Annotated in this window: 29 protein-coding genes; 9 read left to right on the top strand and 20 right to left on the bottom strand. The window is 35.9% G+C overall.

What is annotated here, in order from left to right; translation table 11 throughout:
• Positions 1-3 precede the first annotated feature (3 nt).
• From K5R64_RS15005 to K5R64_RS14950, 12 genes are all read right to left on the bottom strand, one after another.
• Positions 4-588, bottom strand: a complete 585-nt coding sequence (locus K5R64_RS15005) for a DUF4202 domain-containing protein (protein ID WP_220764587.1) — start codon at positions 586-588, stop codon at positions 4-6.
• A gap of 35 nt (positions 589-623) precedes the next feature.
• Complete coding sequence (nirD, locus tag K5R64_RS15000) at positions 624-1,001, bottom strand: nitrite reductase small subunit NirD (protein ID WP_220764585.1); 378 nt, start codon at positions 999-1,001, stop codon at positions 624-626.
• A gap of 100 nt (positions 1,002-1,101) precedes the next feature.
• On the bottom strand, positions 1,102-3,609 hold the full coding sequence (gene nirB, locus K5R64_RS14995) for a nitrite reductase large subunit NirB (RefSeq protein ID WP_220764583.1): 2,508 nt from the start codon (positions 3,607-3,609) through the stop codon (positions 1,102-1,104).
• Between the two features lie 546 nt (positions 3,610-4,155).
• Positions 4,156-5,307: a T9SS type A sorting domain-containing protein gene (locus K5R64_RS14990; RefSeq protein ID WP_220764581.1), complete on the bottom strand. Its 1,152-nt coding sequence runs from the start codon at positions 5,305-5,307 to the stop codon at positions 4,156-4,158.
• Positions 5,308-5,740: 433 nt separating this feature from the next.
• Positions 5,741-6,826, bottom strand: coding sequence for an ACR3 family arsenite efflux transporter (arsB, locus tag K5R64_RS14985; RefSeq protein ID WP_220764579.1), 1,086 nt, complete (start codon positions 6,824-6,826; stop codon positions 5,741-5,743).
• Between the two features lie 36 nt (positions 6,827-6,862).
• Positions 6,863-7,474: a low molecular weight phosphatase family protein gene (locus tag K5R64_RS14980; RefSeq protein ID WP_220764577.1), complete on the bottom strand. Its 612-nt coding sequence runs from the start codon at positions 7,472-7,474 to the stop codon at positions 6,863-6,865.
• A gap of 72 nt (positions 7,475-7,546) precedes the next feature.
• Positions 7,547-8,017, bottom strand: a complete 471-nt coding sequence (locus K5R64_RS14975; RefSeq protein WP_220764576.1) for a DUF6428 family protein — start codon at positions 8,015-8,017, stop codon at positions 7,547-7,549.
• A 68-nt stretch (positions 8,018-8,085) separates the two neighbouring features.
• Complete coding sequence (locus K5R64_RS14970) at positions 8,086-8,418, bottom strand: helix-turn-helix transcriptional regulator (protein WP_220764575.1); 333 nt, start codon at positions 8,416-8,418, stop codon at positions 8,086-8,088.
• Between the two features lie 134 nt (positions 8,419-8,552).
• Positions 8,553-8,804: a heavy-metal-associated domain-containing protein gene (locus tag K5R64_RS14965; protein WP_220764574.1), complete on the bottom strand. Its 252-nt coding sequence runs from the start codon at positions 8,802-8,804 to the stop codon at positions 8,553-8,555.
• A 179-nt stretch (positions 8,805-8,983) separates the two neighbouring features.
• A complete protein-coding gene (locus tag K5R64_RS14960; protein WP_220764573.1) occupies positions 8,984-9,244 on the bottom strand; it encodes a heavy-metal-associated domain-containing protein in 261 nt (86 codons plus the stop codon).
• 282 nt (positions 9,245-9,526) lie between these two features.
• Positions 9,527-10,759, bottom strand: a complete 1,233-nt coding sequence (locus K5R64_RS14955) for an ammonium transporter (protein WP_220764572.1) — start codon at positions 10,757-10,759, stop codon at positions 9,527-9,529.
• A 15-nt stretch (positions 10,760-10,774) separates the two neighbouring features.
• Positions 10,775-11,113 (bottom strand): P-II family nitrogen regulator, encoded by a 339-nt coding sequence (locus K5R64_RS14950; protein WP_220764571.1) that lies wholly within the window; start codon positions 11,111-11,113, stop codon positions 10,775-10,777.
• 673 nt (positions 11,114-11,786) lie between these two features.
• Here K5R64_RS14950 and K5R64_RS14945 point away from each other — a divergent pair.
• The 9 genes from K5R64_RS14945 (at position 11,787) to msrB (ending at position 18,979) form a co-directional block, all read left to right on the top strand.
• Entirely contained in the window at positions 11,787-12,122 is a 336-nt protein-coding gene (locus K5R64_RS14945) for an arsenosugar biosynthesis-associated peroxidase-like protein (RefSeq protein ID WP_220764570.1), read from the top strand.
• Between the two features lie 100 nt (positions 12,123-12,222).
• Positions 12,223-13,275 (top strand): arsenosugar biosynthesis radical SAM (seleno)protein ArsS, encoded by a 1,053-nt coding sequence (arsS, locus tag K5R64_RS14940; RefSeq protein WP_220764568.1) that lies wholly within the window; start codon positions 12,223-12,225, stop codon positions 13,273-13,275.
• Positions 13,276-13,466: 191 nt separating this feature from the next.
• Positions 13,467-14,279: a purine-nucleoside phosphorylase gene (locus K5R64_RS14935; RefSeq protein WP_220764566.1), complete on the top strand. Its 813-nt coding sequence runs from the start codon at positions 13,467-13,469 to the stop codon at positions 14,277-14,279.
• Positions 14,280-14,391: 112 nt separating this feature from the next.
• Entirely contained in the window at positions 14,392-15,360 is a 969-nt protein-coding gene (gene arsM, locus K5R64_RS14930) for an arsenosugar biosynthesis arsenite methyltransferase ArsM (RefSeq protein ID WP_220764564.1), read from the top strand.
• A 314-nt stretch (positions 15,361-15,674) separates the two neighbouring features.
• Positions 15,675-16,559, top strand: a complete 885-nt coding sequence (locus K5R64_RS14925) for a DUF488 family protein (protein WP_220764562.1) — start codon at positions 15,675-15,677, stop codon at positions 16,557-16,559.
• Positions 16,560-17,132, top strand: coding sequence for a hypothetical protein (locus K5R64_RS14920; RefSeq protein ID WP_255580394.1), 573 nt, complete (start codon positions 16,560-16,562; stop codon positions 17,130-17,132). It begins immediately after the preceding gene.
• A gap of 11 nt (positions 17,133-17,143) precedes the next feature.
• Positions 17,144-17,380 carry a hypothetical protein gene (locus tag K5R64_RS17260; RefSeq protein WP_255580393.1) on the top strand — a complete coding sequence of 79 codons (237 nt, stop codon included), beginning with the start codon at positions 17,144-17,146 and terminating at the stop codon, positions 17,378-17,380.
• Positions 17,381-17,648: 268 nt separating this feature from the next.
• Positions 17,649-18,266, top strand: a complete 618-nt coding sequence (gene msrA / locus K5R64_RS14915) for a peptide-methionine (S)-S-oxide reductase MsrA (protein ID WP_220764811.1) — start codon at positions 17,649-17,651, stop codon at positions 18,264-18,266.
• Between the two features lie 173 nt (positions 18,267-18,439).
• Complete coding sequence (msrB, locus tag K5R64_RS14910; protein ID WP_220764560.1) at positions 18,440-18,979, top strand: peptide-methionine (R)-S-oxide reductase MsrB; 540 nt, start codon at positions 18,440-18,442, stop codon at positions 18,977-18,979.
• Positions 18,980-18,983: 4 nt separating this feature from the next.
• Here the strand turns inward: msrB and K5R64_RS14905 are convergent, their stop codons facing one another.
• The 8 genes from K5R64_RS14905 to K5R64_RS14870 form a co-directional block, all read right to left on the bottom strand.
• Entirely contained in the window at positions 18,984-19,922 is a 939-nt protein-coding gene (locus K5R64_RS14905; protein WP_220764559.1) for a patatin-like phospholipase family protein, read from the bottom strand.
• An 18-nt stretch (positions 19,923-19,940) separates the two neighbouring features.
• Positions 19,941-20,198 (bottom strand): hypothetical protein, encoded by a 258-nt coding sequence (locus K5R64_RS14900; protein WP_220764558.1) that lies wholly within the window; start codon positions 20,196-20,198, stop codon positions 19,941-19,943.
• Between the two features lie 14 nt (positions 20,199-20,212).
• The gene (locus K5R64_RS14895) at positions 20,213-20,794 is read right to left on the bottom strand and encodes a sigma-70 family RNA polymerase sigma factor (RefSeq protein WP_220764557.1); all 582 of its coding nucleotides are present in this window, start codon (positions 20,792-20,794) and stop codon (positions 20,213-20,215) included.
• Position 20,795: 1 nt separating this feature from the next.
• Complete coding sequence (locus K5R64_RS14890; protein ID WP_220764556.1) at positions 20,796-22,160, bottom strand: glycosyltransferase 87 family protein; 1,365 nt, start codon at positions 22,158-22,160, stop codon at positions 20,796-20,798.
• Positions 22,157-23,638 carry a cellulose synthase family protein gene (locus K5R64_RS14885; protein WP_220764555.1) on the bottom strand — a complete coding sequence of 494 codons (1,482 nt, stop codon included), beginning with the start codon at positions 23,636-23,638 and terminating at the stop codon, positions 22,157-22,159. The genes K5R64_RS14890 and K5R64_RS14885 overlap by 4 nt, the downstream gene beginning before the upstream one ends.
• A 4-nt stretch (positions 23,639-23,642) precedes the next feature.
• The gene (locus K5R64_RS14880) at positions 23,643-24,332 is read right to left on the bottom strand and encodes a glycosyltransferase family 2 protein (protein WP_220764554.1); all 690 of its coding nucleotides are present in this window, start codon (positions 24,330-24,332) and stop codon (positions 23,643-23,645) included.
• Positions 24,333-24,336: 4 nt separating this feature from the next.
• Positions 24,337-24,723, bottom strand: coding sequence for a toxin-antitoxin system YwqK family antitoxin (locus tag K5R64_RS14875; protein WP_220764553.1), 387 nt, complete (start codon positions 24,721-24,723; stop codon positions 24,337-24,339).
• Between the two features lie 211 nt (positions 24,724-24,934).
• Complete coding sequence (locus K5R64_RS14870) at positions 24,935-26,527, bottom strand: 4Fe-4S dicluster domain-containing protein (RefSeq protein ID WP_220764551.1); 1,593 nt, start codon at positions 26,525-26,527, stop codon at positions 24,935-24,937.
• Position 26,528: the final 1 nt, after the last annotated feature.

Here is a 26,528-nt window from a genome sequence, read left to right as displayed (position 1 = left end):
CAATTATAATCCTAACGCTTCTTTGATTAATTCAAGATTGGCTTCGCTGTAGTTGATTTTTAACGCAGCCTGCTGTCCTTTTTCCGACATTTTGTTCCACGTTTTTAGGATGATGTTTTTTAGTTTTTCTCTGTCGTGTTTTTCAACAAAAGGTTCAAGGTAGAATTCTAAAAAGACCAAACAAATTACGTCTTCTAATAATTGCGTTTCAGCATCTTTCTTGAGTAATTTTTTTTCAATTAAAAAAGAAACTCTAGCGATAAAAGTTTCGTCATAACCTGCCTTTTCCAAAATGGAAGCGGTGGTTTTGGCGTGGAATTTTTTTAAATCTTCTCTCCATTTTAGGTAGCCTACACGATCCATAGGATAGGATTCTCGGGCTATTTTCCAACGGCAAATGTGTTGGGCTTTGGCAGCAATTTGTACTTCTTCTGAGGCTGAAGGACAAAAATCCATAAGCTTTTCGGTCATTCTATTAGAGTATAATAGTTCTTTAGGAAAGCTTATGGATTCGTGAATTTCTATATTAGGATCTTGTGCATTTTCGGCATCAATCCATTGGCAGGCTTGTTGAAAAGGTGTTGTCATTTGGAGTGGTTTTATCATACTCCAAATATACGTATTTAATCGATAAACCCAATCAATACTTCGCCTTCCACAATTTTTACCGGATAAGTTGCAATTTTTAAATCGTCACCACTTAGATTGCTTCCGTCTTTAAGAGAGAAGGTTTTTTTGTGGATAGGACAAGCAATTTTTGGTATTTCATCGGCGGACCCAATCATTCCTCTTGAAAGTACCATTTCCATTTTATGAGGACATACGTTTTGACAAGCATACCATTCGTTTCTTCTTTCAAAATTGATAACGGCAATTTGTTTGTTTTTGTATTTAATACATCCACCACCGTCAGCTGGGAAATCGGAAGTTTTACCTGCTTTAAACCAAGTTTTTACATCATTTAATGCTACTGTTTCGTATTGATTTAGTACGTTTTCCATGATTGCTATTTTTGTTTTCCACAACTCCACTTCCTTGTAAATCGGAAGCGGAGATAGGAAAGGTTATTTTTAGTGTATTTGAATTCGGTTGATTATTGGATTACCAAGCTTTAGGCATTTTTTGTTCTCTAAGCGGGATGTATTCAATATTGTCATCACGGTCATCAGAGTTGGTGAAATGGCTAAAACGTTTCATCATTTCAGGATCTTCAATGGCTTGTTTCCATTCGCATTCGAAAGTGTCAACCAATTGTTGCATCTCAGCTTCAAGGGTGGCGTTGAGACCTAAACTGTCATTGATTACTACGTCTTTCAAATAATCAATTCCACCTTCTAATTTTTCTAACCAAGTAGAAGTACGTACCAAAGGTCCAGCAGTACGGATGTAGTACATAAGGAATCGGTCCATGTATTTGAATACGGTTTCTTTGTCAATTTGCTCAGCTAAAAGAACAGCATGTTTTGGGTTAGCTCCTCCATTTCCACAGATGTATAAGTTCCAGCCTCCTTCAACCGCAATAACTCCAAAGTCTTTTCCTCTTGCCTCGGCACATTCACGGATACAAGCAGAAACACCACCTTTTAATTTATGTGGAGAACGAATACCTCTGTAACGGTTTTCTAATTCGATGGCCAGAGTTGTACTATCGTCCATACCGTAACGGCACCAAGCATTTCCAACACAACTTTTTACAGCTCTCAAGGATTTTCCGTAAGCATGACCACTTTCAAAACCATGGTCAATCAATTTGCGCCAGATAGCTGGTAGGTCATTTAGTTCGGCACCAAACAAATCCACACGTTGTGCTCCTGTAATTTTAGTGTATAAGTTATATTCTTTGGCTACTTCCCCAATAGCGATTAGTTTTTCGGCAGTTACCTCACCACCAGCCATTCTTGGAACAACTGAATAGGTTCCATTTCGTTGAATATTGGCTAAGAATCTATCATTAGAATCTTGTGATGTAACGTGTTTATTAGCGGTGTCATTATAAATACTAGAAAATATAGAAGATACAACAGGGCGACACACTTCGCAACCATCTCCTTTACCTACAGTTCCAAGAACTTCATTGTGGTTGGTGAATTTGTTGATTTTTATAATATCAAATAATTCTTGACGGGTGTAGGCAAAATGCTCGCAGATAACGTCTTTGACTTCTTTACCTAACGATTTTTGAGCTTCTTTCACTAAATCCACTACCATTGGTTTACAACCCCCACATCCAGAAGTGGCTTTAGTAGCCTTTACCACATCGCCAAAAGTTTCGCAACTTCCATCAGTAATTGAACAACAGATAGCGCCTTTGGTTACATTTTCACATGAACAAATTACCGCAGTATCAGGTAAATCCATAGCACTACCCATAGCAGATGATTCGCCACCTCTAGCTCCTAAGATTAAATCTTCAGGGTTTTTAGGAATAGCCATTCCGTTGATGTAGATTTGGAATAACGTATTGTAATCGCTAGAATCGCCTACTAAGATACCACCAAGTAGCTTGGTTCCGTCTTTAGAAATGTTGATTCTTTTGTAAATTCCGCTTACTTTGTTTTCGTAAACAATTGGAGTTCCGTCTTGGTGCTCAATAAATGGGTCTCCAAAACTAGCCACTTCAACACCAATCAATTTTAATTGAGTGGACATATCGATGCTTTCTCTCATCGTTTTTTCACCTTCCATGATTTGGTCAGCAGCTACATCGGCCATTTCGTAACCAGGAGCAACTAAACCATAAATCATGTGGTTGTACAAAGCAACTTCACCTATAGCAAAAATGTTAGGGTCAGAGGTTTGCATTTTATTGTTTACTACAATCCCGCCACGTACGCCTACTTCAAGGCCTGCGCCTCTTCCTAGTTCATCACGTGGTTTGATTCCCGCTGATATTACTAGCATATCCACTTTTAATAACTCTTCTTCTTCAAACATCATTCCAGTGATGTAATCGTCACCGTCGATGAACTGAGTTGATTTGCTAAGGTGGATTTTGATGTTTAGTTCTTCGATTTTTGAACGCAACATATTACTGGCGCCTTTGTCTAATTGTCTCGGCATTAAGCGTGGTGCAAATTCGACAACGTGAGGGTTTAATCCTAAATCACGTACGGCTTTAGCAGCTTCAAGTCCTAAAAGTCCTCCTCCTAAAACAGCAGCTTCAGTAGCGCCGTTTTGTTTTATTTTTTTTGCATACGCCATAATAGCGTCCAAATCTTCGATGGTTCTGTAAACAAAAACACCTTCTTTTTCGACTCCATCGATAGGAGGAACGAAAGCAGATGAACCTGTTGCCAAAACCAGATAATCGTAGGAATAAGTTTTTTCTAAATGTGTCGTAATCGTTTTGGTTTCTTTATGAATGTCGGTTACTAATTCAGAAGTATTTAAAATGATATTATTTTCTTCGTACCAGGAAGCAGTTGACATTGATAAGTCATCAGCAGATTTTCCAGCAAAGTATTCACTAAGGTGAACACGATCATAAGCGCGTCTTGGTTCTTCACCAAACACGGTAATTTGATATTTTTCCTGTCCAGATTTTGAGATGAATTTTTCACAAAACTTGTACCCCACCATGCCGTTTCCGACTACAATTATTTTAATCATAATATCATTAATTAAGTATTACGTAGCAAATATACGTAGTTATACTTAATTAAAATACATATTTATCTATTTTTTGAAACTATTTGAGAATTTCTTAAAAAACGTATTTCAAAATATCTATAATACAATTTTTTTAGGGTTTATTGATTAAAAATGATTTGTTTTGAAGGGGTATCTATGTTTTTTAACGGGTTGTTGTCAATTTTTTTTATTTATTGGGTTGTGAAAAGCGTATCTTTTTTTGTTTTAAATACGTAGTTTTTGTATTTTTTTTATTGCTTTATTGGAGGGGAGTTAGTGGATTTACGTAGGTGTTACGTAAGGAGAAGGTTTGATTATGTGGTGGTTGCGGTAAAAAAAGTATCCTAATGATCTTGTCTTTTTAGGGGAAACACTAACTAAGGTGAAATGACAACATGAGGCTGTTTGATTATTTCTGTTAGCAGTGATAAAAAGAAAGCATTAGGATACTTTTATATAAAGGAATGTCCTTATTGTTGTTTTAGTTTATTCCGTAGTTGTATGAAAGGTTTAATTGATTTTGGATTAAATCTTTATGAATTTTACCGTTTTTTGATTTTCTATATTGAATAGGTAAACTCCTTTTGATAAAGTGCTTATGTCTATTAAATTGTTGTTAGGGGATAGTTTTTTAGAAATCAATTTTTGTCCTGAAAGGTTGTAAATTGTAGTGTTTACTGTGTCTTCGAAGCCACTAGCATACAATTTGTTTTTAGTGTTGTAAATGGTGATATCATTAAAATTAGATGCAAATTCGTCAGTCCCTAATGATGTATCTACGACTTTAAGTACTTTACCTTGATTGGATAAAGTCATGTAAATTGTGTTCCCAATAATAGCGACATCTCTAAAGTTGGCATTAAATGGAGAGCCGTTATTAGAGTCTTGATACGTAGTATTTTTCGCTACTGCAATAGGAGAAGATAATGAAGAATCTAATGGGAATTTATTAATAAGATGACCTCCGGCAAAATATAAAACATTGTTGTGTAAAAAGATACCTCTATTGAAACTAAGACCACTTAACAATGTTTGGGCTGTTGGTGTTCCTTGGGTAACATCAATATTGAATATGACACTATCATCAGCTGAGGAGATGAAAAGTTGATTGTTGTAAAATTGAATGTCTCTTGCTACGCTATCCGTATTAAGGTTAGCGATTATAGTTTCAGCGATAGGGCTGGGGGTACTAGCGTCGATTTTATCGACATGAGTGGTGAAAGGTTCAAAGCTAGGAGGATTTGTTAATGTTTCAGAAGTGAAGTAAATGATAGAGCCGTTATTGGTCAAAGAGCTAATATATTCAGGACTAGTGAAGATTAAACTAGCTGGCGCTAAAAGATTGCTTAAGTTTAGGGAAAAGATTCTTCCGCCTAGAAAGCTATCGGTAGATACTTGATAATTTTCTTGCGCCATGTACATTGTGTTGCCATTAATGCAAATGTTTACTAAGTAGTGATCAGCAGCAGTATTGTATATAGATACGGGGGTAGGGGTGGGGGATGTGGTGTCAATTTTATAGATGTTTGTGGCTCCCATTACATATAAGTCTGTACCGTTTGCTACCATAATTGTGGGGTCGTCCATACCAGAAGCGTAGTCTGTTCCTTCGGTTTGGGAATACGTAATCGTACTAAATACGAGTAAAAATAAGAGAGAAAGTAGTTTTGTTTTCATATTAAAATATTTAAGGTTAAAAATAAAAATTTAATACTTTTTTTACAATACCTATTTTAGGGTATTCTGATGCTAGTAAATTGCTAGTTAAATTAGTTATAGGAGCTTTAAGAAATGTAAAGCTGGAATAATATTGCGCTACAAAAACGAAAAGAAAATGAACGCGTTGTTTGTCAAAAATAATAAATACGTTCCGTGGTACCAATTTTTTGTAAGTAATATAATAAAATAATCGATAAAGTGCAGTTTTTTTGAAAATTAACACGTACAAAATGCGTTTGATAGAGTGATTTTTTAATTCCTAATTAAGGTCAAAAAACATAGAGGAGAGGTGTTTGGTGGTGCTTGAATATCTGGTATTTCTATAAAAAAAGGACTTTTCGCAATAGAGCGAAAAATCCTTTTTTTTAACGGTATAAAATGCGGTTTCTTCCTAGAGGTTGGTAGAAGCTAATTTAGGGCTATAGTATTTTTTTTGAAACCAAAAGGCCAAATTTACTAGTGCGATTAAAGCAGGAACTTCGACTAAAGGACCTATTACCCCAGCAAAGGCTTGTCCGCTATTGATTCCAAAAACACCTATGGCAACTGCAATAGCAAGTTCAAAATTGTTGCCTGTGGCTGTAAAAGCAATGGCAGTCGCTTTGGAATAATCAGCTCCAAAATACTTACCCAGTAGAAAACTACTCACAAACATTAGAGCAAAATAAATAACTAAAGGGATTGCTATGCGTACAACGTCCATCGGAATTTCTACAATCAATTCACCTTTTAGACTAAACATTAATACGATAGTAAATAGTAAAGCAATTAAAGTGATAGGAGAAATTACTGGAATGTATTGCTCTTGAAACCATTTTTCTCCTTTAATAGCAATCAGGCTATACCTACTAATGATGCCTAGTGCAAATGGAATTCCTAAATAGATACCTACGCTTTCGGCAATAGCTGCTATACTTATATCAACTTCAAAGCCGTTGTAGCCAAAAAATGGAGGTAAAACAGTAATGAAAAGGTAGGCGTAGAAGCTGTATAATAGTACTTGAAAAATAGAATTCAAGGCAATTAAACCTGCAGCGTATTCCCTATTTCCGTCGGCGAGGTCGTTCCATACTACTACCATGGCGATACAACGAGCGAGGCCAATAAGAATAACTCCTATCATATATTCGGGATAGTCACTTAAAAAAAGGAGTGCTAAAAAAAACATGAGTATAGGACCAATAATCCAATTAAGTAATAAGGAAGTGCCTAGGATTTTGGTGTTTTTGAAAACCTTTCCCATTTGAGAATAATTGACTTTGGCAAGTGGTGGGTACATCATCAAAATAAGTCCAATAGCTAACGGGATGTTTGTAGTTCCTGAGGACATAGCATTGATATAGTTACTGCTGGATGGTGCAAAATACCCAATAGAGACGCCAATTGCCATAGCGAGAAATATCCATAAAGTAAGGAAGCGGTCTAAAAAAGAAAGTTTTTTTCGATTTGCAGCTGGTGCGCAATTATTTGCAGACATAGTTTTAAAGTTTACTCGTTTATTGTTGGTGAAAAATTATACAATTGACGAAAATACATAACACAACTCAGTAGCAATTTGCAAGCTGCGTTCTAGGTATTTCTCTGCCTGAAGAGGAGTGTTGTCAAATGCTTTTGGATCGTCAAAGGTAATTGGAATGCGTTTTTCAGCACCTGCAATAAAAGGGCATCCTCCATCCGCTTGTGAACAAGTCATAATGGCTGCAAATTGACCTTCAGGATTGAAAGAGGCTTCGTAGGTTTTGGAAAAACCAATGATAGGGTGTGCATTTGGGGTGTATTTAATGGCGTAAATGGGGTTGTTGCCTTCTGATAAAGTTTCGATTTGAAAACCTGAGTTTTGCAATGTTTGTGCTACCATAGGAAATAAGGCGGTTGCTTCAGTTCCACCTGAATAGGTGTAAACAGAAGGAATGTTGTAGTAAGCAGCTGCCGTTTGTGCCCACACTTGGGAGAGGTGGCTTCGTCGGGAGTTATGTGTACAAATAAAGTTTAAGTTGATGTCTTTTTTGACGCTGTGTTTGGCTTGGATGTAATCAATTAGGGGTTGAAGTACTTCTTTTCTTTCTGATGAAATTGTATTGAAGTCTAGGGAAGCAACTATTTTTTGAATGGATTCGAATAGCATGGTATGATGATGAATTAAAGTGTTTGTTTTGTAAATCGAGAGGAAAATTAGTCTTAATTAGGAAAGGTTGTTTTAGCAACAACTACTTCCAGGCGTGCAACAGCTTGTTGCTGATTTTGTTTCGGTTGTGTTGTTTTTTTGTTTTTCGACAGGAATACCACAAGCGTCTTCTGCTAAGCAAGCTGTTGTTTTGTTCAATAAAGTAAATGCTGTTCCGTTGAAATCTAAATCGTATTTACCGATGGTTTCGCCTTGGTATTCTACTTCAATTTCGTAATCGCCTATATTTAAAACCTTTTCGGATAGGGCAATTATTTGTTGCAATTTCGATGGTTTTAAACGGTGTTCGTAATCGTTAGCGTCCCACAATTGAAAATTTACGACGGTTTCTTGACGGACTTTACCGCCACAATCGATAAAGTTTTTGGTAATTTGTCCCACTTCGGTTACATGGAAATGTTCGGGTACTAATTGTCCGTTGGGTAAAATAAAAGTAACTGTTTCAACAGTTTCTAATATGGGTTTGATTGCTGAAAGTTTCATAATGCTTGATTTTAATTGTTTTTATCTAATGGATTGAGATTAAAATGTACAGTAGGTTGTATTTTGATTTAGCAACAACTGGTGTTTTTACTTTCTAAGTAGGTATTGACGGTTTGAAAAAAATCTTTGATCTTAGCAAATCCATCCTCGTCTAGGCAATAACAAATGGTGTTTCCTTCTAAGTTGCCTTTGATTAAACCTGCGTTTTTTAGTTCTTTTAAATGTTGAGAAACCGTGGGTTGTGAAAGAGGTAATTCATTTACAATAGCCCCGCATATACAACTATTTACTTTGATGAGGTGTTGAATGATTGCAATTCGTGCCGGATGGGCGATGGCTTTGAGTAAGGTTGCCCATTCGTTTTGTTCTGTCGTGAAATGTGCGGTTTTTGTAGTTCCCATTGTGATATATTTATATTGCAATATTACGATATAGTTGGTTGTGAAAAAAATTTTATACCTGTTTTTTTTTATTTTTTTTAAAAAGGAGTAGAGGTGTAAAGAAGTTGTTTGTATGGTTCAGAGGTCTTGTTAGGTTAGACTTCTTTTGGGATGGCATGAAATCCTACTGATTTTACTTTTTTTTCTACTTCTTCAATGGAAATGATTTTGTCGGAGTAAACCGTTATTTCACGAGGAAAGACATGGGTGTTTATGGCTACCTCTATGATTCCGTCGATAGCTAAAATGCTTTTTTGAATTGCTTCTAAATCGGAGTCTTCTTTTGCGTTAGTCCCAAAAACGCGTCCGTGGTTTCCAGGGATAATATTGCTTGATAATAAACTCATGGTAATGATTTTTTTGGAGTTAAAAGAATAGGATTTTAGGTTCTTTAAATTTAATCATTAATAAGTAAATAATCAATGAATAATTGATTATTAGTTGTGAATTGGGGTTGTGAAAAAAAAACATCCTTTAACTATAGCAGTATAAAGGATGTTTTTTGAATGTAAATTCAGAGGTTGTTTTATTTGTAAAAGGAATCTTTGCTTACAGCGTGGAATCCTACGGATTTAACTTTTGTTTCAATTAATTGTACGGGAATCATTTTGTTTGAAAAAACCCTAAGTTCCCTAGGAAAAACTGAAAAATTGATTAAAACCTCTTTGATTCCGTCTATAGACAGGATGCTTTTTTGAATGTTTTTTAAGTCTGTTTCTTCTTTGGCATCAGTGCCAAAGGATGTGCCGCGATTACCTGGAATCACATTGTCTGATAGTAAACACATAGGTCGATGTTTTTTAATGGTTAATCATTACTTTATTGTATTTCTAAAATTACATAATTTGTTTAATGAAAGGTATAAATTTTAGTTATTCTATTCTAAATAAAGTCTTGTTTTTTTGTTAAAAAAATGAGTAATGTGTTGTTTTGTTGGTATTATTTAAGGAATTATATTGTTTTTGAGGGTAAATGGTGTGGTTGTTTGAAACTGGTTGGTGTGGGGTATAAAAAAACCTGTTCAGAAAACTGAACAGGTTTTAATGTATAAATAGGAATTATAATCAGATTAATTATCGTTCATACGGTAATCAGGGTAAGCGCTCATTCCGTGTTCGTGCTCGTCAAGTCCTTCGATTTCTTCTTCTTTAGAAACTCTTAATCCCATTGTTTTCTTGATTACAATTAAGATAATGAATGAAGATACGATACAGAATGCTCCAATTACAGCAACACCTGTCAACTGAATTAAAAATTGATCCATACTTGCCATTGCTCCAAAGATACCTACAGCAAGAGTTCCCCAAATTCCACATACTAAGTGAACAGCAACTGCTCCTACAGGGTCGTCAAGTCTTAATTTATCCACTAAGGCAACAGCACCTACAACTAACATACCTGCAATAATACCGATTAAGATAGAATCTGTAGGTCCCATTTGGTCTGCTCCAGCAGTGATTCCAACTAAACCTGCTAATACTCCATTTAAGAACATAGTTAAGTCAAGGTTTTTGTATAAGAATTGAGAGAACATGAAAGCAGCGATTCCTCCAGCGGCAGCAGCTAAACAAGTTGTTACTAATGTTAATGAGGTTAATGCAGGGTCAGCAGAAAGTACAGAACCTCCGTTGAAACCAAACCATCCTAACCATAAGATTAAAACACCACCAGTAGCCAAAGGTAAGTTGTGACCTGGAATAACTTTTGGTTTTCCGTTTTCGTCAAATTTACCAATACGTGAACCAAGTAACCAGATGGCTATTAAAGCAGCCCATCCTCCTACAGAGTGTACTAAAGTTGAACCAGCAAAGTCATAGAATCCCATTTCGTCAAGGAATCCACCACCCCATTTCCAAGAACCAGCTATAGGATAAACTATTCCTACATAGATGATAGCAAATACCATGAATGAATTTACTTTAATTCTTTCAGCAACAGCTCCTGAAACAATAGTAGCAGCAGTAGCAGCAAACATTCCTTGGAATAAGAAGTCAGTCCAGTAAGTGTATCCTTCGTTGTATGCAAGGTCTAATGCACCGTCTTTAAGAGGAGCCTCTAATCCGAATCCTGCAAATCCGAAGAAACCGTTAAAATCTCCTGGGTACATCAAGTTGAATCCTACTAAGCAGTAAAGTAACAATCCAATACAAATGATGAATAAGTTTTTGAATAAGATGTTTATGGTGTTTTTTTGTCTTGTCAATCCAATTTCTAAAAATGAAAATCCTAAGTGCATGAAAAATACTAATGCTGTACATAGCATCATCCATACGTTATTTGTGGTTAATAATCCTGTATCCATGTGTAAATGTGTTTATTAGTTTAATGTATCTCCTCCTTTATCTCCTGTACGAATTCTGTATGCTTCTTGAACGTCTGAAACGAATATTTTTCCATCTCCTACATGTCCAGTAGAACCAGCTTCCAAAATGGCTTTGATAGTAACTTCCTCGAAGTCGTCATTTACAACTATCGAAAGATGTCTTCTTTGGATGTCGCTAGTACTATAGGAAACACCACGGTACACGTGACCTTGTTTTTCATTTCCTATTCCTGTCACATCCCAATAAGTGAAGAAATTTACTCCTACAGCATGTAATGCTTTTTTCACATCAGAAAATTTAGATTTTCTAATTGTTGCTTCAATTTTTTTCATGTTTAATTTGTTTTTGAAATAAAGGTTAATGCTTCTTTTTAATATAATATAAGGTCTTTTGTTTTTTTGTTGCTTTATTGTTAGTATTTCGTTTGTTTTTGGCGAATTTATTAACTTTTTTCAAATCGAAATTAGAATTGATTGGTTTTTTGTTAAAATCGAAGACGAATTATTAATATTTTAAAATTGAGTGCTAATAATAACTAATATTTCGTTTTTTTTAGAAAAAATTATGATTTTAATAATGTGTAATTTTTGGTTTTACTGTCTTTTTTTAAGGCTTAAATTGTTTTTAAATGTAAATTTTGAAATTTTTGGCTATATTTTTAATTGTTATTTTTTTTACCCCCTATAATTTTAGGGGGTATAGTTGTTTGTTTTGATTTTTTCGTTTTGTGAATAGGAAGTTTTTTTTACGGATTAAAAAAAGTTTTTTTAAGTGGAATCGCTATTTTTTTGTCAGGTTTACCCATTGTACTCGTCCATAAAAATCTAAGGTTAGTGCGTACCTTATTTGTTGAAAATTTTAGTAATGCATCAATGAAGATGAGAAGGGGTTGATTTGTATAAAATAAATTAAAACCAAAAATTAAATTAAAACGTAGGTTTATATTATAACCAAGATTGTATTTTTGATAGCATAGAAACAAACAACTCAATAAGACACTATAAAATGGACACAACCTATTACGACCCAGCCGACCTGAAAAAATTTGGTAAAATCTCCGATTGGAATGAAGAACTAGGAGACAAGTTTTTTGATTACTACGGAAAAGTTTTTGAAGAAGGCAGTTTGTCTGCCCGCGAAAAATCATTGATTGCCTTGGCAGTTTCGCATACCGTACAATGTCCGTATTGTATTGATGCCTACACAGGCGATGGACTTAAAAGAGGGATAACCAAAGAAGAAATGATGGAAGCAGTACACGTAGCTGCTGCTATTCGCGGTGGTGCTACCTTAGTACATAGTGTGCAAATGATGAATAAATATGATAAACTTTCGATGTAGTTTTTTTGAGGGGCTAAGATTCTAAGTTTCTAAAAGACTGAGTCATTTAGATTTGATCCTATAAAACCTTAGTTCCTCAGAACCTTTAAACCTTAAAAAAATGCTCAAATCACTACAGGCCAAACACAGCGCACTCTCTAAAACCGAAAAACAACTCGAGATTCTTTCGACAGGGATGTTTCAAGATGGAAGTTTGCCCACTTTTGCGGATAAAATAAAAAAAGTGGGGACGTTTCCACTGCAACCTCGAAAGTTGGAAATTCTCCAAATCAACGTTGGCTATATGTGCAATCAAGTCTGTGCACATTGCCATGTTGACGCTGGTCCTGACCGAAAAGAAATCATGACGGTCGAAACCATGCAACAGATTTTAGAAGTGCTTAAAACCACTGAGGTAAACACCATAGATTTAACAGGAGGTGCGCCTGAGATGAATCCTAATTTTCGCTGGTTTGTTGAAGAAGCGTCTAAATTAGGTGTCCAAGACTTTATCGTTCGCTCCAATTTGACGATTATTTTGGCCAATAAAAAATATCACGACTTACCGGAGTTTTTTGCTAAACACAATATTCATGTGATTTCGTCTTTGCCTTTTTACAAAAGAGAAAAAACGGATAAGCAACGAGGTGATGGGGTTTTTGATAAATCCATTCAAGCCTTGCAAATGCTGAATAAAGTAGGTTATGGAAAAGAAGGTACTGGTTTGAAACTCGATTTAGTGTACAATCCATCAGGTGCTTTTTTACCCACAGACCAGAAAGCCTTAGAACACGATTTCAAAAAAGCCTTAAAAGAAGATTTTGACATCGATTTTAATTCGCTTTTTGCGATTACCAATCTGCCTATTTCTCGTTTTCTGGATTATTTAATCGCTTCGGATAATTACGAAGATTATATGTATGCCTTGGTCGAAGCCTTTAATCCTGTGGCTGTTGCCAATGTGATGTGTACCAATACGATTTCGGTCAGTTGGGACGGCTGGTTGTACGACTGCGATTTTAATCAAATGTTAGAATTGAAAGTTGCTTCAAAAGTCAAACACATATCCGATTTCAATCAAGAAGTTTTACAAGATAGAAACATTGTGATTTCGCAACACTGCTACGGCTGTACTGCGGGTGCGGGGAGTAGTTGTCAGGGAACAGTGGTTTGAGGTTAGAAGTAAGAGATTAGAAATTAGAATTGATATATAGCGATTAATAATCTGCTAAAATCTGCCGAACTCTGCGTGCATTATTTTTCACGCAGAGTTCGCAGATTTTAGCAGATAATATAGTATGTTTAAATAGAAAAACGAATCTTATTTAAATGTATTTAGTACTTACATAGAGATGAAAATAAAAAATGAAAATAGAGACAATAAATGAAACGATTGCTTTTTTGCAATCCAAAGGCTTTACTACAGCTGAATTCGGAATTGTGTTAGGGACGGGTTTAGGACAATTAGTAGAACATATACAAATTGAAAATTCGATAGATTATAAAGAAATTCCGCATTTTCCTGTTTCTACTGTCGAATCCCATTCGGGGAAGCTGATTTTAGGAACGCTAGAAGGAAAAAAGGTTGTCGTAATGCAAGGCCGTTTTCATCTCTACGAAGGCTATTCATTACAAGAAATCACCTTTCCTGTCCGAATCCTAAAAGCCCTAGGAATTCAGAAGTTGTTAATCTCCAATGCGGCAGGAGCGATTAATTTAGGCTACAAAAAAGGCGATATGATGTTAATTGACGACCACATCAACCTACAAGGCGGTTCACCCTTGGCATTCAAAAATGTGTCCGATTTCGGAGACCGTTTTGTGGATATGAGTGCGCCTTATAATGCCGAAATGAATCAAAAAGCTCTTGATATTGCTAAAGAAAATAACATCGTTTTGCATAAAGGTGTTTATGTTGGTGTCGTAGGACCACAGTTAGAAACCCGTGCCGAATACCGTTATTTACGCACCATCGGTGCCGATGCCGTAGGAATGAGCACCGTTCCCGAAGTCATTGTGGCCAATCATCTGCGTTTGCCAGTGATTGCCGTTTCGGTTTTGACAGACGAGTGCGACCCTGACAACCTAAAACCTATCGATATTGCCGAAATCATCGCTATCGCCGGGCAAGCAGAGCCGAAAATGGTGACGATTTTCAAAGGTCTGGTTAGAAATTAAAATTAGTTTAAAAGTTTAAAAGTTTAAAAGTTTAAAGGTTTAAAGTTGGTACGCTAAACTCAAACCATTAACGATAAACCCCAAGCAACAAACTATCAACAATCAACACAAAATGAGCTACCTAAACGCCACCAACGACCTGTACAAACAAGCCGCCTTAACACCTGATGTGGGGCTTTGCTGTACCACAACACCCATTTGGAAATTCCCAGGATTGGAAATTCCGCTGATCATGCAAGAGATGAATTACGGATGTGGAAGCACCATCTCGGCACAAGATTTAATCAACAATCCCAAAGTACTATACGTAGGCGTGGGCGGCGGCATGGAATTGTTGCAATTCTCTTATTTCTCTCGTCAAAAGGGCGGAGTAGTTGGAGTGGACGTGGTCGATGAAATGCTCGAAGCTTCCCGCAAAAATTTCCTCGAAGCCGAAAAACAAAACGATTGGTTCCAAAGTGATTTTGTCGAACTCAAAAAAGGCGATGCTTTAAACCTTCCCATCGAGGACGAAAGCATTGATGTCGCCGCACAAAACTGCTTGTTCAACATCTTCAAAGCCGAGGATTTAAAGAAAGCCTTGCAAGAAATGTACCGTGTCCTAAAACCCCACGGACGACTCGTGATGAGTGACCCCACCTGCGAGCAACCCATGAATGAAGCCTTGCGTAATGACGACCACCTCCGTGCCTTGTGCCTGAGCGGAAGCATTCCCATTGCCGATTACATCAAAGCCTTGACCGATGTGGGCTTTGGAACCATCGAAATCCGTGGCCGCCGTCCGTACCGAATCCTAGACCCTGAAAATTACCCAACCGATGAATTAATTTTTATTGAAAGCATCGAAGTTTGCGCCATCAAAGACCCTATGCCAGCCGATGGCCCTTGCGTGTTCACCGGAAAAGCCGCCATCTATTACGGTAAAGAAGCCTATTTCGACGATAAAAAAGGCCATACCTTACTCAAAAACCAACCCCTAGCCGTATGCGACAAAACCGCCGCAGCCCTAGCCAGTTTAGGACGCAATGACATTTACATCAGCGAAAGCACCTTTCACTATAATGGAGGCGGTTGTTGTTAGTTTATTGAGGGTCTGAGTTGCTGAGGCGCTTAGAGGCTAAGGGTAGGAGGGATTTAGTTTTTTGATTATTAGGGCCAGAATATTAGGTTTTTTTAGGAAACATCGCTCCCGCTCCCGATGCTTCGGGATGGCTATATCTCTTCGTTGCACTACGAGGATACCGCCTCAATTGGGGGTAGAGAGAGGGATTTGATTTCTTTATAGATGAGTGGTGGTGTAAATTAATGTTTCGTAATATAAAAACGGATTTAAATTAGTGTAACTTAAGATGGTTTGCATTAGGAGAGAGAAGTTGATTTTACTACATTTGCAAAATGTTTTACAGAAGAAAAATTATATTAGCATTATTACAACTTTTTGAAGGACAAATAGATAAAATCAGTCTTCAAAAACTACTTTTTTTGTTTACCCAACGACAAAAAAAAGCTGATTATGATTTTATTCCTTATAAATACGGATGTTATTCATATTCAGCTAATGCCGATTTGACAGCCATGGTACGCAAAGGAATGTTGAGTGAAACAGCTAGTCATTTTTCAAGTAATGAAATAACAAACTATTTTAATACTCTAAAAGTTGATGATAAAAGGGTTATGTTATATATCAAAGAACAATACGGAAAAATGAATGCAGATACTTTGATGAAGCATACCTATTTGAACTTTCCATATTGGGCAATAAATAGTCTAAAAGCACAAGAAATATTAACTACCGAACAGTTAAAAAAAGTAGATAATAGTCGTCCGAAAAGTAATAAAACAATTTTATTTACAATTGGCTATGAGGGGATTTCATTAGAAGAATATTTAAACCGTTTATTGAAAAATGACATAAAAATTTTGGTAGACGTTCGGAATAATCCATTGAGTATGAAATACGGATTTAGTAAAAGTCAGTTACAACGGTATTGCAATAGCTTGGGAATAGATTATATTCATTTTCCAGAAGTTGGTATACAATCTCAGCAACGTCAAGAACTAAATACTCAAAGTGATTATGATAAGTTATTTGCAATTTATTGTGAAAATAATTTAACAAAAACTACATCTTCGCAAGAGAAAATTTTAAACTTATTGAAAGAGAATAAGCGTATTGCTTTGACTTGTTTTGAATCGAATATTTGTCAATGTCACCGTAAACATTTGGCAGAAGCCATCGAAAATTTGCCTAATTTTGAATATGAAGTAAAACACATTTAAATGGCAAAGACAAAAGTTTTAATCACTGTAAAGACATATCCTGCTATTTCAGGAAAATATGAAGAGTTGGTTTGTACAGCAGGTTTCAAAGAGGATGGGACTTGGATTAGAATTTACCCAATTCAGTTCCGCAAAAAATCATTTGAAGAACAATACAAAAAGTACGATTGGATTGAATTGGATTTAGTGAAAAACACGAGCGATTTCAGACCTGAAAGTTTTCGTCCGTATTCCCACGATACAGAAATAAAAATTGTAGACCATCTTGATACAAAAGGGAATTGGGCTGAAAGAAAAATGTTTGCATTAGGTAAAATTTATTATAATTTATCCGAGTTAATAGCCGAAGCTAAAAATAAAAGTATTTGTACTTCTTTAGCTGTTTTCAAACCAAGTAAAATTTTAGATTTTACAGTTGAAGATGTTGAACGTGAATGGGACAAGAATAAATTAGCAAAACTTGAAGCAGAACGTCTTCAGGGTAATTTATTTCAACAACCTGAAATCCCTTTGATGTCGTGCGAAAATTACCGTATAAATTTCGTTATGTTTTTGAGGATAATCAAGGATTAGAAAGTAGGATGATGATTGAAGATTGGGAAATTGGCCAACTTTATTGGAATTGCCTTGCAAGACACGAAGGGAATGAAGTAAAAGCAGTTGCAGATGTTAAGAAAAAATATTTTGACGATTTTGCTAAAACCAAAGACTTGCATTTCTTTTTAGGGACATCACAACTCCATCATTACGTGTCTCATAATCCATTTATGATTATAGGTACATTTCATCCGAAAATTGAAACACAAACATCTTTATTCTGATATAATAAAAAAACAATTCTAGTTTTGAGGCAATTTTAAAATCGTTAATAAGAACGATACTCGTCCCAAAGTCTCCTGACTTTCATACCCTTCTTTTTATATTTTTTCCTTGCGCCTTTGCGCCATTGCGGTAAAATAAAAAAATGTAAGGAAACTCAAACTTCATCGTCTATAACATTAACATCGGGAATCGCTTAACATAAGTTTAGCAGTCGTTGAGAAACCAAAATGTAAAATCTCCCGTATATTATTAATAAACAAAGAAATGATGAAAGTACTCTCTTATTTGGCGTTCTTATTAGTTTTTATGAGTTGCCAGTCACAAACCAAAGAATTATCACTAAATGCCAAGCCTAGTAAAGCCATAGCGGTTTTTGCTTCGGGTTGTTTTTGGTGTACGGAACACGTTTTTGAAGCGGTATATGGTGTAGATGAAGCGGTTTCCGGTTATACGGGTGGTACCATTAAAAATCCCACCTACCATCAAGTAGGAACCAATCAAACTGGTCATGCCGAAGCTGTTGCGGTTTTTTATGATCCTAAAAAAGTATCTTTTACTCAATTAGTAGATGCTTTTTTTGCCTCTCAAGACCCAACGACGCCCAACCAACAAGGACCTGATGTGGGGTCGTCCTATCGTTCCATTGCATTTTATGGCAACCTAGGCGAAAAGAAAATCATCGAAGACAAAATCAAAGCGCTAACTTTGGCTAAAGTGTTTAATAACCCTATTGTGACGGAAGTGAAACCCATCTCGGCTTTTTATGAAGCAGAAGCCTACCACCAAGATTATGTGAAAAATAACCCGAATCAAGGTTATGTCAAAGGGGTTTCGATTCCGAGATTTAATAAGTTTGTAAAGACGTACAAAGGGAAGTTGAAGTAGGGATTAAACACAAAGAACACCGCGGTGCGAAGGTCACTATGTTTTTTTAATCTTCTAATTTTTTTAGAATCTGTGCTAATCTGTTCAATTTCTTAAATCTGGTGTTCCTTTTTTAAGAACAATCAACACTAAATTAATACTCCAATGCATCCCTTAATTCAAAATTTAAAATCATGAAACGTTACATACAAATTATCAGTTTTCCTCTTGTTCTTCTTGTATTTATGGCTTGTATGCAGGCTACTAAAAAAGACACAAATGCCATGCAGGAAAATCCTAATCCACCGCAAGAAAAATTATCACTGAATGATACTTCTTTGAAAAAAGTGGTGAAATCGGATGCAGAATGGAAAAAAGTGTTGAGTGCTACGCAATACCATATTCTTCGAGAAAAAGGAACGGAATATCCTTTTAAAAATCCTTATTTTGACAATCATAAAAAAGGCTATTATTTCTGCGCAGGGTGTAAATTACCATTATTCTCTTCGGAAACCAAATTTGAATCGGGGACAGGATGGCCTAGTTTTTATGATGTTTTAGACAAAAAAAGAGTCAAAGAAGTAGTTGATAAAAGTCTGGGAATGGTGCGTGGCGAAATCGTCTGTGCACGATGTGACGGACATTTAGGCCATCTATTTGATGATGGGCCACAACCTACAGGTTTACGTTATTGTATGAACTCTGGTGCCATGTTGTTTCAAGCTGCACGCTAAATTTTTAATCTTCAACCACTTCGTTTTGCGTTGTTTCCTTAGTGGGAACATGACAAAAACTATCGGGTTGTCTGGATTTAGCATATTCATATCCCGCTTTCCACCATTTGGACATTTCGACAGGGTCAAAAATTAGCGGGTTGTCAGTGAGTTGTTCTGGGGTGAAGTAAAAATTTATTTTAATGTTTTGGTTTAACCCTATGAGTTTACCAATAATAATATCTTTAGAGTTATTGGTGTTTTTCATGAATTGAAAAGTTCGAAACAATAAAGAAAAGGCATTTTTTATATCGGGAAAATGAAGGGATTGCACTTCGTTTTCGAGAATGATTACATCAATTTCAGTGGCTCCATTTTCGATAGCGCAGGAAATAGGTACAAAATTCCCAAAACCGCCATCAGCATATTGAAAACCATTTTTGGTCATCAAACTCATAAAAGGAGTGTAATTGGAAGAAGCCCAAGCCCAGTCACAAAAATCGTCATGTGTACAATCTATAGAATTGTAATATTCTATTTGGTTCAAACTAAGGTTTGAAACCGTAACAATGACTTTTTTATTTTCGGCTTGTAATTGGTCAAACTCTTCCTTGGTAATGCTTTTTTTTATGAGTTTTTTTAAATTAAGACTTTCGCCAAATGTGGGACATCCTTTGATAAACGATAAAACGGAGTTGAAGTGATTGATTTTAGTGTCGTATCCGTCTTTGGTTTTTTTGATAATAAAAGGAGAAATACTAAATATGTCTTCCTGAGAAACAGAGGTATATATTTTTTTAATTTTTTCGATTTTGCCTAAAGCGAGATGAGGCAATAACAAACAGCCTGTAGAACAACCTACATACAATTCGTATTGGTTACAACAATCATTAATTAAATACTCGGCAATGCCACCTGCAAAAGCGCCTTTGCTTCCGCCGCCTGATATAATTAGTGCTCTCATGAAGCTTTTTTTTTGGAGTTATACTTTTTTTATTTGGTCAATAATAGCTGCTTTTTTGTGTTCACTTAATTTTTCGGATTTATCTTTGAACCATTTTTGGATTAAGCCGTCCAGTACTTTAGATTGACTTTCATAAGCCGTGCAGGTTTTGCACATGGCTTTATGTGCTTGTAATTGCAATTTCTCCTTAATTGTCAACGATGTCAATTGCTGTTTGTCAATTAATTCAGAAGTTAGTTTACAAGATTTGATAAGCTGTTGCATGAGTTTGTTCATTTTCGTTCAATCTGTTATTTCCATTTGGTTTCTAAACATTTTTTTAAAAGCAATTTTGACCGATGTATAATTTGCCAATAATTAGACGTGGTGATTGCCAGTTCCTTACAAATTGCTGTTGCGTTATGTTTAGAAAGGTATTTGGATGTAATAGCATATTTCCAATTTTTAGGAAGATCATCAATACAAGTTTGCATGACGAGATTAAAATCAGGATTGTCAAGCAATTCTTCTTCCTGTTCCCATACGGGATGATTGGTTTTGTCAATCCAATTTTCGGTAGTATTAAACAGTTTATCGGTTAATTCATAGCCACTTTCTTCGGTTAAACTAAAATGATTCTTGGACGTTCGAGCATGAAGTCGGTAATAATCAACGATTTTGTTATTTAGAATCGAAAACAACCATGTTTTGGGTTGGCTTTTGCCTTGAAAACTGTCAAATTTATTATAAGCCGCTAAAAAAGTTTCTTGTACTAAATCCTCGGCGGTTTCTTTAGACGATGTTTTATACAAAGACCAGGCGTACAATTCATCACTAAATTGGTGAACCCACTTTTCGACAATTGTTTTAGAATTTTCGACAGTAATACTCATTTCAATAACTTTCAAAGGTTGATTTATTCAAATATACTGATTTTTTAAGGCGTAATTTCAACCTCACTTCATAAATTATATAAAAAATTACAATCAAATATTCCAATCCAATAAACCAAAAATTTTCTTTGAATTGGAATTCCCCATAAGCACTATAGCTTAGAATCACTGTCCAACTCCAAAGGAAAGGAAAATTGAAAGAGGTAAAAACACCCATCAAGACAAGATTGATGATGTACCACGGATGAACGGTTGTACTAGTCATAAAATAAACGGTTAGGACAATGAGGAATTGCTGAAAGAGTTGAGAGGTCGTTTTGTTTTTTTCGAACAAACTTTTGTAGAGAATAAACAAGACCATTAAGACAGGAATAATTTTACCCGTAGTATGGATGATATTATATCCTTTGACCCAAAAACCGATGGCTCTTATAATATAATAGATACTCGCATTAAACTCAAAATTAGTAAACCATAAACGGATTGTATTGGTATAATTTTCAATAAGTTTAGGTGAATAAAAAGGTAAAAAGAGCAAGGCTGTACTTCCGATGACAATACTGTAAAAAAGGATGATTTTTTTCCAACCCAACTTTTGAAGGAATAACGGGAGTAAGAGCAACGGAAGTAATTTAGTCGAAATAGATAAGGCTAATAGCACGGCACTCGTTTTCCATTTGCGAAGCGAAAGGAGGTACATGCTCCAGACCAAGAAGAACAGCATGACTCCTTCGAAATGAAGGTTTCCCGTAAGTTCTACAATGACCAGTGGATTTAAGATGTACCAAAAAATACGTTCTTTTTTTTTACCCCAGCGTTTTAATAATTGTAATCCAAAATATAAGGTCCCCATGTCAGCAAGTATAATGAGGATACGCATCGCTATTACCGCTCCGTCGATGGTGTTGTTGCTAAAAAAGGCCGCTATAGCAAACAGCAGTTGGTTAAACGGTGGATAATTAGAATAATGCCCTGCACTTAAAGTTCCCATGCCTTCATAGAGCATTTTTGCGTTTGCTATCGAAAAGTCTGCTTGAGAAATAAGGTCATCCGGCAAGTAGAGATATGGGTTTATTCCTTCTAAAAGCAATCTTCCATCCCATATAAAACGGAAATAATCCTGCGATAAATTGGGTATAACGCTCCACAATGCTATTCGCATGGCCAGACCTAAGCCTACAAGAAACGAGAGGTTCTCCTTTTGTAGTTGGATGATTTGATAAGTGCAAAAAAATAATAAACTATAACTCACTAACAAAGGGAGCAATTCAAAACGTTCTAAATGATACCCCACATATAAATAGAGTACGATGCTTAATAAAGAATAACCAAAAGTTTGTAGAGTGGGTAAAGTAGGTAGTGTCATTTAGGGATAACAATAGATTGAAAAAATACGTAGCCATATCCTAACATCAACATCAGATGAAAGAAGACGAGACTAAAATCGCCTAATTGGACGGCACTGTAAATACCAAAACAGAAATAAAGCATCAAAAAACCTTCGAAATAAATTTTTTTGGAAACTGTTGAATTCAAATAACTATTTTGTTTCCAATGATCTTTTCGACCTTCTATGTTCAGTTTTGGGGTGCGAACAAATTCACTTTTTTTACCCCATAGGCCTTCTAATACCGCTACGCTATTGTGAAAAGAAAATCCCATGGCTATTGTATAAAACGTAATGAACATCAGTAAGTAATCCAAGAAGTTTCTAAATCCGCCACCATGAATACTTTTATAAGTTACCCAATAACAAATAAAAAACAACAAGGAGGTAATGATAAAAAAGATTAAAAAATCGAAAAGTATATCAAATTGTGGAAATTTTTTTTTGATAAATAAAACTGGGATGCTGAGTACTGACATCGTAAATACAGCCATAAACATGGAACTATTTAACAAATGCAAAATACCATGAACTTTAGTCTTAATCGAAATGGAATTTGATTTCAAGACGCGTTTGGCATTTTTACTGAAATTTTCAGCGCCACCTTTGTTCCATCGAAATTGCTGTGAACGTGCGGCACTAATGACAGCAGGCAATTCAGCAGGAGTTTCAACATTTTCAAGGTATTTGAATTTCCAGTTTTTCAGCTGTGCACGGTAACTCAAATCCAAATCTTCGGTAAGGGTATCGCTTTGCCAATTGCCTGCATCTAGAATACAGGATTTTCGCCAGATGCCCGCCGTACCATTAAAATTGATAAAATGCGATTGCGAATTGCGCCCCACTTGTTCTAGTGAAAAATGGGCATCAAGGGCAAATGCTTGGATTTTTGTTAAAATGGAATAGTTGCGATTCAAATGGCCCCAGCGTGTTTGAACCACGCCAATTTTGGAGTCTTTGAAATAGGGAACGGTTTGTAATAACCAGTTTTTCTGGGGTACAAAATCAGCGTCAAAAATGGCAATGAATTCTCCTTTGGCAATAGCCAATCCATCTTTAAGCGCACCTGCTTTGAATCCTGTTCTATGGGAACGATGCAGGTGTATAATGTCTAAACCTGTTTGTGCTAACTCATCAACGATTTTTTTGGTAAAAGCCACGCTCTCATCGGTGCTATCGTCCAGCACTTGGATTTCAAGTTGTTCTCTAGGATAGTCTAAAGTCGCAATAGTACGCAACAAGCGTTCTACCACATATTTTTCATTGTATAGAGGCAATTGTACGGTTACCTTGGGAAATGAATCACCTTTTTCAAAAGTATAGGTATGATTAGAATGGGTGTCTTTTTTGCTTTTCAAATAATTGAACAACAGATTGAACTGCGATAATCCATAAAAGAAAATCAATACAATCGCGAGGCAGTAAAAGAATAAAATGATATAAGAAATGTGTAACATAGAATTATTTGAAGGTGTATTTAAAAATCCAACCGATGATTTTGAATCCTGCCATAACTGTCCCTTTGACGGTTCCTGAAACTTTAGAAACACCTATCCGGTTTTTATAACGCACAGGGATTTCGAGGTAGGTCATTTTGTGTTTGAGGACTTTCAGTTGCATTTCAACTGTCCAGCCATAGGTTTTGTCTTCCATTTTCAAAGCTAACAATTTTTGGTATTTGATAGCACGAAACGGACCTAAATCGGTGAATTTAGCTTTGAAAAACAATTTCATTAAAAAAGTAGCCAACCAGTTCCCGAAAATTTGCTGCGGGGTCATCGCATGTTGTTCTCTCAACCACGGCACTCTAGCTCCAATGACAAAATCGATATTATCGTCGAGTATAGGAGCAATTATTTTAGTCAATTCTTCTGGATAATCAGAATAATCGCCATCTAAAAATACCACAATGTCAGGCTTGTTTTCTTTTTGGGCGAGGTAATCCAATCCTTTTAAGCAGGCGTAGCCGTACCCTTTTTTATTTTCAGTTAGGACAGTGGCACCCGCTTTTTGAGCGACAAGAATTGTATTGTCATTCGAATTATTGTTGACGACTATAACTTCACTTACTATTTCAGGGATTTCACGTATGACGTGACCTATTGCATTTTCTTCATTAAATGCGGGTATAATTACAACGATAGCATTCATTTATTTAATTGTCTTTTTGATATTCAGCTAGGGAATGCCACTCTTTTGTTTTGATACCCATAGCGTATTTTTCGGCTTTGATGATTTTTCCGTCTTTGTACAAGAGATTCAGACCGCTGGGTTTGTCGTTTTGATATTCTGTTTTCCGAATAAGGGTTTCATTTGAATCGTAAAACAACCACCATTTTTGTTTTTTGTTGCCAAGATAATGTCCTTCTTCTTTTTTGTTGCCATTTTCATAATAGAAAAACCAATAATCGACCTTTTGGTTTTGGTTTAACCAACCTTCGCTTTGTAATTTTCCATTTGGATAATAACTTTTCGAATACTGCTTCTTTTCCGAAGCTCCGAAAACAGTCATCATTAAAAGAAGAAAAAGTCCTTTTGTCATTTTATTCTGCTCAAATTATTTGTTTAGCCATAAATCAAAAAGATTAACCTGTGCTAATCCTTTTGATTTCATATTTTTTTTAAAAATCTGTCTCATCTGCAAAAATCTACCTGAAAAAAATACCACGCAGATTGGGCTGATTTACACGGATAATAATTTAGATTTTATACAAATGAAAGTCAAAATTTACTTTCTTGTAATTGAATGTTGCTTATTTTTGATTCACCAAATCCATTAAATCCACATCATTTCCTAATAAGATTTCGTTTGCATTGATGCGTCCCGCGGGGGTATCATTTTCCAATTTCAAAACTCCACGAGGACAAACGGCCGCACATATACCGCAACCCACACAAGAGGAACGCACAATGTTTTCACCTTTTTGTGCATAAGCACGTACATCAATTCCCATTTCGCAATAGGTAGAACAATTTCCGCACGAGATACATTGTCCGCCATTAGTAGTAATTCTAAATTTAGAAAATAAACGTTGTTGTAATCCTAATATAGCTGCCATAGGACAACCAAAACGACACCAAACACGATTTCCCAAAATAGGATAAAAACCCACGCCAATCACGCCACTAAAAGCTGCTCCAATAGCAAAACCGTACCATTCTCTTAATTTATAGCTATCGATAAAAAAAATGTTTGAGTTGCCCGAAAAATAATTCATTACTAAGGCAAGCACCATGATAATGACCAAAGTCAGCATGGTATAGACCGCATCCGTATCTAGTTCTTTTCTTTTGAAAACATATAAAAATGAAGTGAAAATGCCTAAAAAAATAACAATTCCCCAAACAAATTGGTCACGGGTGATAAAACTCATTTCGGGATTGTTCGACAGAAAAGTGAAAATTACAGCAATGGTACTCACAAAGGCAAATACTAAGACCAAATGAATCATCCAACGTTCAATTTTCCATGCTTTTACGGACTTATCGCTCAAATGACGAAAAGAATCTCCAGCGGTTTCGGCTAGTCCTCCACAACCACAAACCCAGGAACAATACCATCGTTTACCGTAAAAATAGGTAAGAATAGGGGAGATGATAAAAATCATCGCCACTCCAAAAAGCAACATAAAAGCGCCTAAATCGCCACCATTAATCATGTTTTTTAAATGCCATTCGTCAAAAAAATAATAATTCAACGGCCACATATTTTTTAAATCTTTGGCAAAATAAGCTTTGTCTGGATTAAGTTTTTCGAGAATTTCAGGAATTAAAAAAGCAAACCCCAACTGGAAAAACATCACTGAAAGCGTGCGAACCAACTGGTAGTTGTTGTGACGGTATTTTAAAATAAATTTGTAACCCAAACCTAAAATAGCAACGGTGTAAAGTGTTCCATAAACAAACCATTGGCTAGCTGGTTTTCCGTTTAACATCAAACTCAAAGGGTCGAAAAAACCAACAATTCCGGTATTTGTTCTGCCTTCTGAATTTAGTCCGAGATAGCTTGGAAACCAATACAGCACCACATAAAAGGCTGTCAAAATAATACCTATCATCCAAGCGATTGTTCCTTTGTTTGTTAATCCAGATGTCCACACATCGTTGTTTTGGATTCCTTCGGGTTTGTTGAGATAGGTGCTATTCGCATAGATGATAATCCCAGTGAAAATGGCAATTATAGAGGCCGTTAACCAAATTTCTTTGTTGGGAAAATTAAAATTGAATAGTGCCAATGCTAGGATAAACAAACCGATTAAGCCAACAGCAATCCCTAATTTTTGGATGCTGTTAAGGTAGTTGTTCTCGTGTGAGGCGATAGAAATATTTTTTGGTGCTGTACTCATT

This window comes from Flavobacterium sp. UMI-01 (assembly GCF_019656315.1).
Lineage (GTDB): Bacteria > Bacteroidota > Bacteroidia > Flavobacteriales > Flavobacteriaceae > Flavobacterium.
This window is presented reverse-complemented; position numbering and strand designations above follow the sequence as displayed.

Excerpts from the sequence above, each read along its gene's own strand:
- nirB (WP_220764583.1), bottom strand. The coding sequence starts at position 3,609 with ATGATTAAAATAATTGTAGTCGGAAACGGCATGGTGGGGTACAAGTTT.
- K5R64_RS14945 (WP_220764570.1), top strand. The coding sequence starts at position 11,787 with ATGGACACAACCTATTACGACCCAGCCGACCTGAAAAAATTTGGTAAA.
- K5R64_RS14960 (WP_220764573.1), bottom strand. The coding sequence starts at position 9,244 with ATGTGTTTACTATCAGACAATGTGATTCCAGGTAATCGCGGCACATCC.
- msrA (WP_220764811.1), top strand. The coding sequence starts at position 17,649 with ATGAAAGTACTCTCTTATTTGGCGTTCTTATTAGTTTTTATGAGTTGC.
- K5R64_RS14905 (WP_220764559.1), bottom strand. The coding sequence starts at position 19,922 with ATGAGAGCACTAATTATATCAGGCGGCGGAAGCAAAGGCGCTTTTGCA.
- K5R64_RS14920 (WP_255580394.1), top strand. The coding sequence starts at position 16,560 with ATGGCAAAGACAAAAGTTTTAATCACTGTAAAGACATATCCTGCTATT.
- K5R64_RS14895 (WP_220764557.1), bottom strand. The coding sequence starts at position 20,794 with ATGAGTATTACTGTCGAAAATTCTAAAACAATTGTCGAAAAGTGGGTT.
- arsM (WP_220764564.1), top strand. The coding sequence starts at position 14,392 with ATGAGCTACCTAAACGCCACCAACGACCTGTACAAACAAGCCGCCTTA.
- arsS (WP_220764568.1), top strand. The coding sequence starts at position 12,223 with ATGCTCAAATCACTACAGGCCAAACACAGCGCACTCTCTAAAACCGAA.
- K5R64_RS14935 (WP_220764566.1), top strand. The coding sequence starts at position 13,467 with ATGAAAATAGAGACAATAAATGAAACGATTGCTTTTTTGCAATCCAAA.
- K5R64_RS14870 (WP_220764551.1), bottom strand. The coding sequence starts at position 26,527 with ATGAGTACAGCACCAAAAAATATTTCTATCGCCTCACACGAGAACAAC.
- msrB (WP_220764560.1), top strand. The coding sequence starts at position 18,440 with ATGAAACGTTACATACAAATTATCAGTTTTCCTCTTGTTCTTCTTGTA.
- K5R64_RS14965 (WP_220764574.1), bottom strand. The coding sequence starts at position 8,804 with ATGAGTTTATTATCAAGCAATATTATCCCTGGAAACCACGGACGCGTT.
- nirD (WP_220764585.1), bottom strand. The coding sequence starts at position 1,001 with ATGGAAAACGTACTAAATCAATACGAAACAGTAGCATTAAATGATGTA.
- K5R64_RS14970 (WP_220764575.1), bottom strand. The coding sequence starts at position 8,418 with ATGGGAACTACAAAAACCGCACATTTCACGACAGAACAAAACGAATGG.
- K5R64_RS14890 (WP_220764556.1), bottom strand. The coding sequence starts at position 22,160 with ATGACACTACCTACTTTACCCACTCTACAAACTTTTGGTTATTCTTTA.
- K5R64_RS17260 (WP_255580393.1), top strand. The coding sequence starts at position 17,144 with ATGATTGAAGATTGGGAAATTGGCCAACTTTATTGGAATTGCCTTGCA.
- K5R64_RS14955 (WP_220764572.1), bottom strand. The coding sequence starts at position 10,759 with ATGGATACAGGATTATTAACCACAAATAACGTATGGATGATGCTATGT.
- arsB (WP_220764579.1), bottom strand. The coding sequence starts at position 6,826 with ATGTCTGCAAATAATTGCGCACCAGCTGCAAATCGAAAAAAACTTTCT.
- K5R64_RS14950 (WP_220764571.1), bottom strand. The coding sequence starts at position 11,113 with ATGAAAAAAATTGAAGCAACAATTAGAAAATCTAAATTTTCTGATGTG.
- K5R64_RS14885 (WP_220764555.1), bottom strand. The coding sequence starts at position 23,638 with ATGTTACACATTTCTTATATCATTTTATTCTTTTACTGCCTCGCGATT.
- K5R64_RS14900 (WP_220764558.1), bottom strand. The coding sequence starts at position 20,198 with ATGAACAAACTCATGCAACAGCTTATCAAATCTTGTAAACTAACTTCT.
- K5R64_RS14880 (WP_220764554.1), bottom strand. The coding sequence starts at position 24,332 with ATGAATGCTATCGTTGTAATTATACCCGCATTTAATGAAGAAAATGCA.
- K5R64_RS14975 (WP_220764576.1), bottom strand. The coding sequence starts at position 8,017 with ATGAAACTTTCAGCAATCAAACCCATATTAGAAACTGTTGAAACAGTT.
- K5R64_RS14875 (WP_220764553.1), bottom strand. The coding sequence starts at position 24,723 with ATGACAAAAGGACTTTTTCTTCTTTTAATGATGACTGTTTTCGGAGCT.
- K5R64_RS14990 (WP_220764581.1), bottom strand. The coding sequence starts at position 5,307 with ATGAAAACAAAACTACTTTCTCTCTTATTTTTACTCGTATTTAGTACG.
- K5R64_RS14925 (WP_220764562.1), top strand. The coding sequence starts at position 15,675 with ATGTTTTACAGAAGAAAAATTATATTAGCATTATTACAACTTTTTGAA.
- K5R64_RS15005 (WP_220764587.1), bottom strand. The coding sequence starts at position 588 with ATGACAACACCTTTTCAACAAGCCTGCCAATGGATTGATGCCGAAAAT.
- K5R64_RS14980 (WP_220764577.1), bottom strand. The coding sequence starts at position 7,474 with ATGCTATTCGAATCCATTCAAAAAATAGTTGCTTCCCTAGACTTCAAT.